The 12,176-nt window shown below is 66.6% G+C and carries 10 protein-coding genes; 7 read left to right on the top strand and 3 right to left on the bottom strand.

Annotation, left to right across the window (positions count from 1 at the left end; all coding sequences use genetic code 11):
• Window positions 1-3,860, bottom strand: a 3,860-nt coding sequence (locus A5652_RS05820) for a BTAD domain-containing putative transcriptional regulator (protein WP_156745172.1), incomplete at its 3' end; no start/stop codon positions are given.
• Between the two features lie 164 nt (window positions 3,861-4,024).
• Window positions 4,025-4,765 (bottom strand): TylF/MycF/NovP-related O-methyltransferase, encoded by a 741-nt coding sequence (locus A5652_RS05815; RefSeq protein ID WP_067347624.1) that lies wholly within the window; start codon window positions 4,763-4,765, stop codon window positions 4,025-4,027.
• A gap of 410 nt (window positions 4,766-5,175) precedes the next feature.
• Here A5652_RS05815 and A5652_RS05810 point away from each other — a divergent pair, with 410 nt between their 5' ends.
• The 7 genes from A5652_RS05810 (at window position 5,176) to A5652_RS05780 (ending at window position 11,460) form a co-directional block, all read left to right on the top strand.
• Entirely contained in the window at window positions 5,176-6,738 is a 1,563-nt protein-coding gene (locus A5652_RS05810; protein WP_156745171.1) for a hypothetical protein, read from the top strand.
• 109 nt (window positions 6,739-6,847) lie between these two features.
• Window positions 6,848-7,171, top strand: coding sequence for a hypothetical protein (locus A5652_RS05805; RefSeq protein ID WP_067347616.1), 324 nt, complete (start codon window positions 6,848-6,850; stop codon window positions 7,169-7,171).
• A 57-nt stretch (window positions 7,172-7,228) separates the two neighbouring features.
• The gene (locus tag A5652_RS05800; protein WP_067347613.1) at window positions 7,229-8,230 is read left to right on the top strand and encodes a MoxR family ATPase; all 1,002 of its coding nucleotides are present in this window, start codon (window positions 7,229-7,231) and stop codon (window positions 8,228-8,230) included.
• 18 nt (window positions 8,231-8,248) lie between these two features.
• The gene (locus tag A5652_RS05795) at window positions 8,249-9,115 is read left to right on the top strand and encodes a DUF58 domain-containing protein (protein ID WP_067347610.1); all 867 of its coding nucleotides are present in this window, start codon (window positions 8,249-8,251) and stop codon (window positions 9,113-9,115) included.
• On the top strand, window positions 9,105-9,578 hold the full coding sequence (locus A5652_RS05790) for a hypothetical protein (RefSeq protein ID WP_067347607.1): 474 nt from the start codon (window positions 9,105-9,107) through the stop codon (window positions 9,576-9,578). Before A5652_RS05795 ends, A5652_RS05790 begins: the two co-directional genes overlap by 11 nt.
• Window positions 9,569-10,546 (top strand): hypothetical protein, encoded by a 978-nt coding sequence (locus A5652_RS05785; protein WP_067347603.1) that lies wholly within the window; start codon window positions 9,569-9,571, stop codon window positions 10,544-10,546. Before A5652_RS05790 ends, A5652_RS05785 begins: the two co-directional genes overlap by 10 nt.
• Entirely contained in the window at window positions 10,543-11,460 is a 918-nt protein-coding gene (locus A5652_RS05780; protein ID WP_067347601.1) for a vWA domain-containing protein, read from the top strand. Before A5652_RS05785 ends, A5652_RS05780 begins: the two co-directional genes overlap by 4 nt.
• A gap of 483 nt (window positions 11,461-11,943) precedes the next feature.
• On the opposite strand, the gene A5652_RS29095 is transcribed toward A5652_RS05780, so the two are convergent.
• Window positions 11,944-12,102 (bottom strand): YchJ family metal-binding protein, encoded by a 159-nt coding sequence (locus A5652_RS29095; RefSeq protein ID WP_369805756.1) that lies wholly within the window; start codon window positions 12,100-12,102, stop codon window positions 11,944-11,946.
• Window positions 12,103-12,176: the final 74 nt, after the last annotated feature.

The raw sequence follows: 12,176 nt of genomic DNA, 5'->3' as shown, positions 1-12,176 counted from the left end.
TGACCCACTCGGACGCATGCATTGTCGGGCTCGGCAACTGGCGCATCGGGCGGAGCCGGGCTCGCCGGGGCGGTCGGCACCTGGCGCTCGCCGAGAACGAGGCGCGCCTTCTCGACCAGTGCGGCGGCCCCTTTTCGCTCCCACAGACCGACCGCCCGCTCGACGGCGGCTCGCGCTCCCGAGACATCACCCGCGGCGGCCAAAACTGTTGCCAATGCCAGGCATGCGTCGCCGTGGTCAACCAGCGCGTCGGTGCGCTCGGCCAAATTGACAGCGGCCTCGGCTACCCTGCGTGCCTCGTCGTGATCATTGCCGCGTGAGAGCAGCTGCGCCCGAAGCGTGCGCCAGGCGATCGAGGGCTTGAGCGCGTGGCCAGCCAGACGCTCACTTTCCGTACACAACTCGCCAGCCTCGGCGTCCCGTTCGAGTAGCAGGCACGCACGACCAAGCAGGGCGGCGGTCTCGGCGGTGTCGGCGTCCAGGCCCATACGGCGAAAACCGTTGTAGGCCTTACGTAACGGCGCCTCGGCGGCAGCGGGATCATCGATGACCAGCTCGACAATGCCGGCGAACTGCTCGACTTCTAGAAGTGCATGGCGCAGGCCGAGGTCGGTGACGGTGCGCCGGGCCGAGTCGATCATCCGTCGTGCCGCGGCGCCGCGACCGCGGAAGGCTTCCAATACCGCCTGGCATCGCGTCGACGTCGCCTCGACGGCGGGCGAATCGGTTGTGATTCGCAGCAGCCGCACCACGTCAAGACACCGACCGCCAGCGCGCGGAACAGGATTGGGGCCCCACAACGCGGCGAGCGGCGCACCCGCGAGCACGGCGTTCACTCGGCGGTGTTCGCGCGCGCGCCGCGCTGCGGTAAGTGCTTCGTCCAAGGCGATTTCGCAGTCGGCGATTCGCCCGAGCCGTGCAAGGCACGTGGCGCGCACGGTGTGCGCCTTGGCTTCGCCCGCGGCATCGTCCAATCCGGCCAGCTTTTCGGCGGCCGCGCCTAGTGCGGCTTCGACCTCGTCCAACCGGTCGGGATGGATCAACATCGACAGCTCGCCGTCGAAGCATGTCGCCCATGCCGCCAATCGGACGGAATCGACTGTCGTTGCTTGCAATTGCGAGACCGCGCCCGCCGCCGAAGACACGTCGCCCGCGGCCAGCAGGGCCTCGCAGCGCGCGACCAGTAGCTCGGCGGCCTGGTCGTCGCGATCGGGCAGCTCGTCATCGAGCTCTTCCAGTGCGTGCAGTGCTCTGTCGTAGAGCTCAGCCGCGCCTTCGTAGCCGAGTCGTGCCATCGCCTGGTCTGCGGCACGCCGGCAGTACTCGACGGCCTTCACCGCGTTTCCCGCCCATGCGCATTCGAAGTAGTGGTGCGCCAATTCGGCCAACAGCTCGTCGTCGGCCCCGGGCTCGGTCTCCAGCGTTGCGGCGATGCGCTGGTGCAGCCGCATGCGGCGCACCGATGCCAGCTCGGCAAGGAGCGACCGTCGCACGATGGCGTGGTTGAAACGGTATAGGCCGCCGGGCTCCTCGATGACGATGCCGGCCTTGCACGCCTCGTCGAAAGCGTCAACGAGATCTTGCTCCACCACCCGCTCAACGAGTTCCACGGCGAACCGGCTGCCAACGACGGCGGCCGCGGCAAGGGCCTTGTTCGTCTCTGCTGAGAGCCGCGAAAGCCGGCGGCTCACGGTTTCCCGAACCCCTTGCGGCAGGGTAGTCGGATCCCAAACCCCGCCACTCTCATCGACGTGGCGCAGCGCCTCGATGAGGAAGAACGGGTTGCCACCGGTGACCGACGCCAAAGCCCGCGCGAGCTCTTCGTCGTCGTAGCCGGCCTCCGTGACGTACGCGGTCACGTCCCCCTCGTCGAGGCCGCTTAGCTGAAGGCGGTTGGCAGTGCCGGAATCGGTGCTGCGATGAAGGTCGGCGAGCATGGCCGCCAACGGATGGGAGCGGTCGAGGTCGGTGCTGCGGTACGTCCCGACGATCTGTACGCGGGCGTGGTCACCGAAGCGCAGGAGATGACGCAGCAAGAGCAGCGTGGGTTTGGCTGCCCAGTGCAGGTCGTCGAGCACAACGACGACGGGTGCGCTGGCGGAAGCGACTTCCAGCAACGCCACGACCGCGTCAAAAAGTGCGTACCGCTCGGTGTCCGGGTCGGCGGCGGTTGGCGCGGCCAGATCAGGTAGGACATCGGTCAGCCCGGGAACCAATGCGAGTAATGCTTCGACACCGCGCAATCCGCGCAGCCGTGTGGCGCCGATGCACGGCACGAGCGAACGTAGCGCCTCCGCAAAAGGCTGGTATGGCGCTCCGAGATCCTCGTCGCAGCGGCCGTAAAGCACGACCGCTCCTTGCTGGTAGGCCCGTTGAGACCACTCGCCGGCAAGACGCGTCTTACCTACGCCTGGTTCGCCGGCAATCAGAACCGCGTGCATGCCGCCCCTGAGCGCGGTTTCCCAAACGGACACAAGGCCTTCGAGTTCCTGGGTGCGCCCGACGAACGGACCGGGTCCGATCAGTACCGCGGGGAGGCCGGGCCGTTCGACGAGTGCATCCGTCGTCTGTTCCGCTGGACTGTCCTCGGTGGTTTGCAAGCGAAGCTCGAAAACGTGCTCTGGGCGTGCCAAGTTTTTGAGCTGACGCATTCCCAAGTCGGCGAACACGACATCGTCGGGCAGCGAATCGATGACGAGTTCGGCTGTCGCGCCGGAGCACAGAATCTGGCCACCCACCGCCAGCGACCGCAGGCGCGCTGCACGGTTGACCGCCCGACCGAAGTAGTCACCGTCGCGAAGCTCGACCTCGCCGGTATGCAGCGCGACGCGGATGCGCATGGGTTCCCGCAACGCCCACGGTTCTTGGGCAATCGCATCCTGTAGCTCCAGCGCAGCGGTGGCCGCCGCCGACGGCCGATCGAAGACCGAGAACGTGGCGTCGCCCTCGCCACGGGTCTTGATCAGCCGTCCTCCGCGGGAGGTAACCACTTGTTCGGCGATCTCATCGTGGCGCGCGAGCGCGATCGCCATGGCATCGGCATCGGCCTCCCAAGCGGCCGTCGACCCCTCAATATCGGTGAGTAGGAAGGTCACAGCGCGTGTCACCGTCGTAAGCTGTTGTCCTACGGGGACTTCCAGCGATGCGTCCTGCGCAACGATCGCGGCTTCCAGCCGTCGAAGCTCCGGCCCAGGGTCGACCCCCAGCTCGTCGGCCAGCAGTGACCTGGCCCGTTGGTAAGCGGCCAGCGCTTCGCCCTGTCTGCCGGCGCGGTAGAGGGCGAGCATCAGCTGGCCCCATCGCCTTTCGCGAAGGGGCGCATCGGTCACCGCCGCCTCGAGCTCGCCGACGATCTCCGCGGCGCGACCCGTCGCCAACAGAGCATCCGCGCGATCCTCGACCAGCGCGGCGTGGCCCTCTATCCAGCGTGTCTTCTCGGATACTCCCCGGCGGGTATCAGGCAGCTCAGGGATTCCGCGCCAGAGGGTCAGCGCCTCGTCGAAGCGGGCCACCGCTTGGATGCTGTCGCCGGCGGCTGCGGCGTCACGGCCCATCTTGGTGGCCAGCTTGTAGCGCGAAGCGTCGGTATCGGATTTCGTGAGAACCCACCCCGTTCCCTCGGTCAAGACGACGCCGTCATCCAGCGTGCGCCGCAGCGAGGAAATGTGGGTCTGGAGCGCCTTGGCGGCGGTCCGCGGGGGATCATCGCCCCACAGAAGCTCGAGCAGGGTTTCGGCTGACACGATCGAAGAACCGTGTAGCCCGAGCATCGTTAGGATCGCGCGGGGCTTCGCGCCCGGGATTGCGACCGGGGCGCCATCCCGTCGCACCTGGAGAGGTCCCAAAACCCCCAGTTCCACCGCATGAAGCGTACTCACGTTCCGATAGTCAGGGAGGGGAATCAACACACGGTCAAGGCCGAGTAAAGGCGTTTGCCGGCGGTGAACGGCAACCCGTTAGTCTGCGCGGGCGCTACTCAGCCCTTGAGGGATGGGCGGCCCGTCGCTGACCGCTGTGCTGGTTCTCAGATTATCTGGACGACCGCTTGTTCGAAGTACTGGTTATACGCGAGGTAGACAGGCTTTTTCCCGGTTCGCTCCAGGAATTCCTGGAATGCCTTGAATTCGTGTTCCGCCGCTTCGGGGTAATTATAGAATTCATCGAAAACTATTACAGTGCCCGACACTATATTATCGACGAGTTGGTCGAAGATTTCCTTTGCGGATGCGTATATATCGCAATCCACATGGAGGAACGCGATAGGCGTAGATTTCAGAATCTCGGATTTGAACTGTGGAAGGGTGTCGCGGAACATGCCTTTCACCAGGCTTACATTATGTAGAACCGGTGGCATCCACCCCTCGGTGTTGACCCGAAAAGTACCTCGAGGGACGGTGAGGTCGGTGCGAGCCCATTCTTCGGGAAGCCCGTCAAAGGAATCGAATCCCCAGATACGTTGTCCTGGATTGAGCGCGGCAATGAAATTGATGGTTCTTCCAGTGCACACCCCCATCTCCAAGTAGGCGCCGCGCAGCGTGACGGCATCAGAACCGAACTTGAGCACGGCCGCATCGGTGTCCAATGCTTTCGCATCGGCGAAGTATTCCGTCACCATTGCCCGAGCCGTCGGTGAATCTCGATAGTCCTTGTCCATCGGGTAAAAGTTGAGCACTTGGTGCCCTTTGTGCCACTCGTCGCTCGCCGAGGGCATCTTTACCAATCGGTCCCAGTCGAACCCGTTGCTATGCGTCAGTTCTGGGGTCATCTGCGGTAACTCGTTGCGTCGAACGGCCACAGACCGAATACGCCGACCACAGCAGCCATGACCGGCGCCGAGGCGGACGAAAATCTCATGCGTTCAGCCTCCTCGCCGGACGACACAGCATGACTTACCGGCAGCGTAGAGGCTCGCCCCGCAATTCACGATGGAATTGCGGGGTTTGCGCGCTCGACGTGGGACGCCGGCAGCCGACCTATGACTGGAGTGTCACCTGGGACTAGCGTGACAAATGAGTCTCAACCCAAGTCCACCATCGCAGCGACCTCGCCCCGGCGCGCCTGGAGTGACGCTGGTCTTGCGGCGACATTGTACGGAAACACTAAGAATTAAGATTCCGCCGCGACCGCGCGCACAGTACTGTTTATGTGCCAGCGTCTCCGTGAGGGAGAGGGATCGTGGGATCGCAGAAAGTCGTCGGTAGTCGGCCGGATCGGCTTCCATTGGTCGCACGCTCATCCGCGCTGCCCGCGACGATTCTCCAACTAGGCACTCGGTATCCGGGGGCCGCGGTGTTGCTTGCGGTGCCGCTGGCGGTCGCCGGCATCTGGGGGATGGTCACGAACCTGTCCGTGGCCCTGCCACTGGTGCTGCTGGCCGGCGTGGCTTTGGTTTTGTTCGATTACCTAGCCGGGCCGTATAGGGAGGTCGAGCAAAAGTCGCGGGTCGCGACCGGCACCCAGAAGCGCAACCTTCAGCCGCGCGCCAGCCAATCCACGACCCAGCACAAGCAAAAACCGTCGCGTCGGGAATTAAAAGCCGAGGCGCGGGCGCAGAAGGAAGTGGCGCGGGCGGAGAAAGAAGCCGAGGCAGCCGAGGCGTTCGCCGCCGAAGCCGAGGCGGACGCGCAGGCACAAGTCGCAGCGGCCGAAGCGTTGGCCGCCAAAACCGAGGCGGACGCGCAGGCACAAGCCGCGGCGGCCGAAGCGTTGGCCGCCGAAGCCGAGGCAGTGGCGCAGGCGGAAGCCGCCGCGGCCCAAGCGCTGGCCGCCGACGCCGCGGCGGTGGCTGCCGAGGCGCGGGCGCGGGCAGACGCGGCCGCAGCCGAAGCCTTGGCCGCCGAAGCCGAAGCGCTGGCCGCGGAAGCCGAAGCGCGGGCCGCCGAAGCGCGGGCACAGGAGGAAGCCGCCGCTGCCGAAGCCTTGGCCGCCGAACCCGAAGCGGTCGCCGCCGAGGCGCGGGCGATGGCAGAAGCCGCCGAAGCACATGCGCTGGCCGCGGAGGCGCGGCTGCGAGAGCAGGCGCACGCAGAAGCCGCGGCGGCCGAAGCGCTCGCCGCCGAGGCGCGGAAGCGGGCCGAGGCCGCCGAAGCCGAGGCTGTGGCCGCCGAAGCTCGCAAGCAGGCCACCGCCGCGGAAGCCCAAGCCCTCGCCGCCGAAGCTCGCAAGCAGGCCAAGGCCGCCGAACCCGAGGCGCTGGCAGCCGAGGCGCGGGCGCAGGCCGAAGCGGCCGAGATCGAAGCGTTGGCCGCCGAGGCGCGGGTGCGGGAGCAGGCGCGCGCAGAAGCGGCCGAAGCCGAAGCCCGGGCCATCGAGGCCAGGAAGCAGGCGGAAGCGGCCGAAGCCGAAGCGTTGGCCGCCGCGGCGCGGAAGCGCGCAGAGGCCGCCGAAACTCAAGCCCTGGCCGCCGAAGCCCGGGAGCGGGCCAAGGCCGCCGAAGCTGAAGCCCTTGCCGCTGAGGCGCGGGCGCGGGCAGAGGCCGCGGAAACCCAAGCCATGGCCGCCGAGGCGCGGGCACGCGAGCAGGCGCGCGCAGAAGCCGCCGAAGCCGAAGCGGGCGCCGCTGAGGCGCGGGCGCGGGCAGCAGCCGCCGAAACCCGAGCTCGGGCCGCCGAGATTTGGGCGGGAGCAAAAGCCGCCGAAGCCGAAGCGGTGGCCGCCGAGGCGATGGCCCGCGCGGTGCGGCTGCGACTTGAGGCCGAGGCCAAAGCCAGGCGGCGCCCACAAGGGGACAAATCGTAGGCTGTCGGCTGCAAATCGAAGCCCCAAATTTGGGATCGGTAGCGAACCCCCGGCCGGTGTAATTGCCCAAGCAATGCCAACGCAGGCGAACCGACTAGGAGAATCCACCATGAAGCGAATCGTCGTCGGAACACTGCTGTCAGGCACCGTGGTATTGGGAAGTCTGGGGCTGGGCGCCGGTGTTGCCCAGGCCGACCCGGGAACGGGTATCTGTAATCAGTTGGCCATGTGCAGCCACATCTGGTGTCCTGGCAGTCCACTGCCGATGCCGGACGTCGTATGGGACATGAACACGTGCCACCACTACTACGGCGGGAGCCTAGGACATCCGGGCACCGAGGGGGGCATCCAAGTCGGCGCGCACATCCTCGAGGGAGACCCTTCACCGGCCAACACCTGCAACGGATCCCTCATCTGCTTGCCCGGTCTGTAAGAGCGCCGCGACCCGTCGACGTGTGGAAAACCGGCGTCCGGGTATCCCAGCCGGCATATGGCTACAGCACGAACACAACCGGATCAGCGCGAAATCGATAGCGTCCGGGGGACCGTCGATGCCATCTCCCAGGCGTTCGCAGCCAAGATCGTCGGGCAGCGCGACCTGCGGGAGTCGCTTCTGATCGGCCTGCTCGCCGGCGGCCACATCCTGCTCGAAAGCGTGCCGGGCTTGGCCAAGACCACCGCCGCGAAGGTGCTCGCCGAGTCGATTCGGGGCCGGTTCAAACGCATTCAGTGCACGCCCGACCTGCTGCCCAGCGACATCATCGGCACCCAGATCTACGACTCGGCGACCAACTCCTTCGTCACGCAACTAGGTCCGGTGCACGCCAACATCGTGCTGCTCGACGAGATCAACCGATCCAGTGCCAAGACGCAAAGCGCAATGCTCGAGGCGATGGAGGAGCGGCAGACCACGATCGCCGGACAGGTCCACCCCCTCGCGGATCCATTTCTGGTCATCGCCACCCAGAACCCCGTCGACCAGGAAGGCACCTATCCACTCTCCGAGTCGCAGACCGATCGCTTCCTGCTCAAAGAAATCGTGCGCTATCCCTCCCCGCAGGAGGAGGTGGAAGTGATGGCGCGGATCGACGGCGGCATCTACGACAAGGCGCGACCGACTGCGCCGGTGGTCAGCCTCGACGACGTTGTGCGCGTGCAGGAGGTGGTGCGCCATGTTCACATGGACCGTGCGCTGATGCTCTACGCCAGCCAATTAGTCGACGTGACGCGCCACCCCGCGCGGGCGTTGCCCAAGCAGATGGCGCGGCTGGTCGAATACGGCGCCAGCCCACGCGCCACCATCGCGTTCTGCAAGGCGGCCCGGGCGCAGGCGGTGCTGGCCGGGCGTGCGCACGTGCTGCCCGAGGACATCGCGAAGCTCGCGCACCGGGTGCTGCGGCACCGGATCATCCTCGGCTTCGAAGCGGCCAGCGCCGACATCACTTCCGAGGTCGTGGTAGACGCCATGCTGCGGGCCGTCCGGGTCCCTTGAGGTGCCAGAAGGCCGCCCGTGGGTAAGCACCTGAACCGGGCCAAGGCGCACTTCGGCACCGATACCAGCGGTCTGCTCGAAGGCGGCCGCTACGCGCTATTGCATACGCGCAGCATGGAATTCGACGACCTTCGCCCGTACGTTCCCGGCGACGACGTGCGGGACATCGACTGGAAGGCTTCCGCACGTTCGGGTGGTGTGCTCATCAAACGGTTCGTCTCCGAAAAGCATCACAAGATCCTGCTTGTCGCCGACGCCGGCCGCAACATGTCTGCGCTCGCCCCGAGCGGAGAGTGCAAACGCGACGTCGCCGCGCACGTCATGGGTGCGGTGGGGTTGATCGGATTACGGCGTTCCGATCAGATCGGCATGGTCTACGGCGACCATCGCGGCTGCGTGAACATTCCACAGCGGCGCGGCGAGTCGCACATCGAGGGCCTGCTGCACCGCTGGTACCAACACACCACGACCCGTCCCGGCCGCAGCGACGTCATCGCCCAACTCGACTACGTCGCAACGCATTACCGACATACCATGCTCATCATCGTGGTGTCCGACGAACCCGATGTCGATGAGCGGCTCAACGAAGTGCTCACCAGATTGACGGGGCGCCACGACATCATGTGGGCGATGGCGTCGGACATGCCTGCGGTGGGCCCCGACAACATTGACGGGTACGACGTCGCCACCGGTCATTTCGTCCTGAACGGAGCCGACCTCGGCCCACGGGTCGTCACCGCGTACCGCCGCGCCGAGCAGAAGCGTCGCGATCGCCTCGATGCGTTCCTGACCGCCCACGCAATCGCGCACGCGACGATAGCCGGCAGCAGGGACATTCGGCGTGAGCTCGTTCGCCTGACCGAGGTGGTCGCCCGTGCCGGATGACCTACTGCGCCATGTGTTCGGTCCGCAGCCGTACTCGTCATGCTGGCTGTGGTTGGCCGTCCTGCTGGTTCTCGCCGTGATCGGTTGGTACGCGGGTGTTTTCGTGTGGACTCTGCCGTCACACCGGTTGCGGCGCATCCCAGTCTTACGGCGAATGCACGCCTGGCTGATCCGCAAACGATTCGCCCGGTGCGTGCAGAGCATCGCCGGTGAGCACGATGTCGGGCGGATGTCGGCTCCGGCGGCGTGCGCGGCCATCAGCCGGACGGTGCGCAGCTTTCTGCATCAAGTGACCGGCGAGCGGGCCCAGTATCTGCAGATCGATGCGATGGCCGACGGGAACCTGGCGCAGGCCGCGCCGCTGCTCACCCGGCTCGGTGACGCGCAATTCAACGCTGAGTCGCGCATCGACGTCGCCGATGTGAGTGCCCGGGCGCAGGAGCTGATCCGCTCGTGGACTTGAAGTGGTGGCCGGTAGCTGTCGTCGGCGCCGCCTGCTTGGTCGCAATCGTCGCGTTGGCGGCGTTGCTTCCGATGACCGCCGCGCGGAGGCGGCTGCGGCCATTGGCCAACGTCGCGCGGCTGACGCGGTTGCCCGAGTACGCGAAAGTCGCGCGGCTGCGCTCGCTCTCGACGATTGTGACGTTGGTGGTGCTGACGGTCATGTTCGGCGCCGCGACCTGGGCTGCGGCCCGTCCCACCGTTACGAGCAAGGATTTCGACGCTACTCACCCCGAGGACATCATGCTCTGTGTCGGGCAGCCGGTGACCGACTCGGCGACGTCTGAACTGCTCGACTACTTCACGCGGCAAGCCATTACGTCGCCGCAGGGGCAACGCATTGGCCTGACCTCGGCCAACCGCCGTCTGGTGCCGCTGACACGCGACCACCAGTACGCCGCCGCGCGGTTCGGCGACTATATGGGCGCCCACCAGGCGCAGTCGACATCGTTCGCCCCGCCGGTGCCCTACACCGATTACGCCGCAAGCGTGAACGACGTTCTTGCGCTGTGCCTCTCGGGGTTCCCGTTCGCCGAGCAGCGCAGCACTGGTCGGCGCTCGGTCATCTATCTGGGTCCTTCGGATCTTCGCGCCCCGGGGGAGCAGCGGGTGGCTTTGTTCAACGATGTCAGTGTCCGGACCCTGGCCGAGCGGGCCGGGGCCCAAGTGAACGTGATCGACACTGCCCCTTCGGCCGCGAGCGGTGCGCTGGTCGCGCTCACCGAGCAGACCGGTGGCCGGTACGTCGTGCCGGCCACGAAGTCAGTGACCGCGATAATCAACGGGATTCGCGCCCATGCCCCGCCGGCGCGCCGTGCCGACGGCACCATCGTGACGGCGGACTTCCGTGATGCGCCGGTAGTACCACTTGCGATCGCCTTATTGTCGGCGGCCGTGCTCTCGGTGGCCCTGTTGGTGTTGCGCCGATGACATTTCAGCCCGTGCTGCCCTGGCCGATCCTGGCAGTCGTTGCCGGCGCACTGTTGCTGGCACGCCTGGTGGCGCTGCGGCAGGCGCTGCTCTCAGCGGGACGCCGAAGGCGGGTCGCGTTGCGATGGACCGGAGTGACGCTCGCGGTGCTGCTGCTCATCGTCGCGACGACCCGCCCAGCACTTCTCGATGACGAAAACCGCCAGGACGCGACGGCCGCCGCCGGGGCGAATCTCAACGTGTTTCTCGTCGTCGATCAGTCGGCCGACTCGGGCGTCGATGATTACGGCGACGATCAACCGCGAATCGCGGGAATGCGCGACGACATCGCGGCGCTGATCAAGCAGTACCCGGCGGCACGGTACGCACTCGTTGGCTTCGCCTCAAAGGCCGCGCTGGACTGGCCGCTATCCGAAGACGTTTGGAGCCTACGCCCAACCATCGCGGCGCTCGGCTCCCAGAATGCCGGTCCCGAGCCCAACGCGGGAGCGGCGGACAACGTGCTGCGTTACCAGCTGATCGAGGCGACGCAGCAATACCCGGGTTCGCGGAACGTGGTGCTCTACTTCGGCTCAGGTGCGCCCGAATCACGCGCGGCGCAGGGCGACTTCAACGTCATGCGGGGGTCGGTAGCCGGCGGAGCAGTGCTGGGCTACGGCCGCACCGACGCGATCGATGAGACCGAATTGCACAAAATAGCAACACAACTCGACGTTCCGTACGTCCACCGCGATCTCGGGCAGCCCCTCCAACCGAACCTGCCTGACACAGCGCGTAGCCGAGCAGATCCCTCCGAACGGACCGAGCTGTACTGGCTGCCTGCGCTGCTCGCCGCCGGGCTGCTGCTCGCCGAGATCTACCTGTCGGTCCGCGAGTTTCGCCGTGGCCGCATCGCGCGACGGGACTTGGCGTGACGCGCAAGCCGGCGCGGCTGAGGCTGCGACGACGGCTCCTCGTCTACTCGGCGCCCGTCGTAGCTCTCGCGCTGCTGGTCACAATCAAGCTGCTTTCTGTTGTGTTGGTCGGCAATTCGGCGGCCCATGCCTTCACCAGAGGTGACGAAAGGGCGGTACGGACCGATGCGACCATTCTCGGAGTCGTCAATGTGGTGGAACCCGCGAGGGCGCCGTTAGCGGCTGGCACAGCCGCCGTGCTCGACGGCCGGCTAGAGGACGCCGACGCCCACTTCACCGATGCGCTGGCCCGCAGCGACACCGTCGCTTCTTGTTGGGCGCGGGTCAACCTCGAATTGGTCCGCGAGACCCAGGGCGACCGGGCCGCGGCGGCAGGGGACCGGGCACACGCCGACGAACGCTACTCGAGCGCGTTGGCCATCGTCGATGCCGCGCCCCGGGGGTGCTTCGCCGGCAACGCCGACCCGGACCCGCAGCGGCGACTCATCCGTGACGATGCCGCAAACCGATTGGCAGCCAAGAGGATTGCACTGACCGCCACGCCACCACCACCGCCACGTCCGCCGGGCGCGTGCGCGGGTGCCACGTGCGAAACAGGTAGCCGGAATCACCGTAGGCGAAAGCCGAATACCGCGACCGCATCAATTCCTCCGCCGTCCTGGCCTGTGTCTCACCCTCGTGAAGCGGCCCACAACACGTGCGATAGCTTCTGTCGC

It is taken from the genome of Mycobacterium sp. 1165178.9 (assembly GCF_001673555.1).
In the GTDB taxonomy this organism is placed as follows: Bacteria; Actinomycetota; Actinomycetes; order Mycobacteriales; family Mycobacteriaceae; genus Mycobacterium.
The sequence above is the reverse complement of the archived record's forward strand: the minus strand, read 5'-3'. Positions and strand labels throughout refer to the sequence as shown.

Excerpts from the sequence above, each read along its gene's own strand:
- A5652_RS05815 (WP_067347624.1), bottom strand. The coding sequence starts at position 4,765 with ATGACCCCAGAACTGACGCATAGCAACGGGTTCGACTGGGACCGATTG.
- A5652_RS29095 (WP_369805756.1), bottom strand. The coding sequence starts at position 12,102 with ATGCGGTCGCGGTATTCGGCTTTCGCCTACGGTGATTCCGGCTACCTG.
- A5652_RS05800 (WP_067347613.1), top strand. The coding sequence starts at position 7,229 with ATGGCTACAGCACGAACACAACCGGATCAGCGCGAAATCGATAGCGTC.
- A5652_RS05780 (WP_067347601.1), top strand. The coding sequence starts at position 10,543 with ATGACATTTCAGCCCGTGCTGCCCTGGCCGATCCTGGCAGTCGTTGCC.
- A5652_RS05805 (WP_067347616.1), top strand. The coding sequence starts at position 6,848 with ATGAAGCGAATCGTCGTCGGAACACTGCTGTCAGGCACCGTGGTATTG.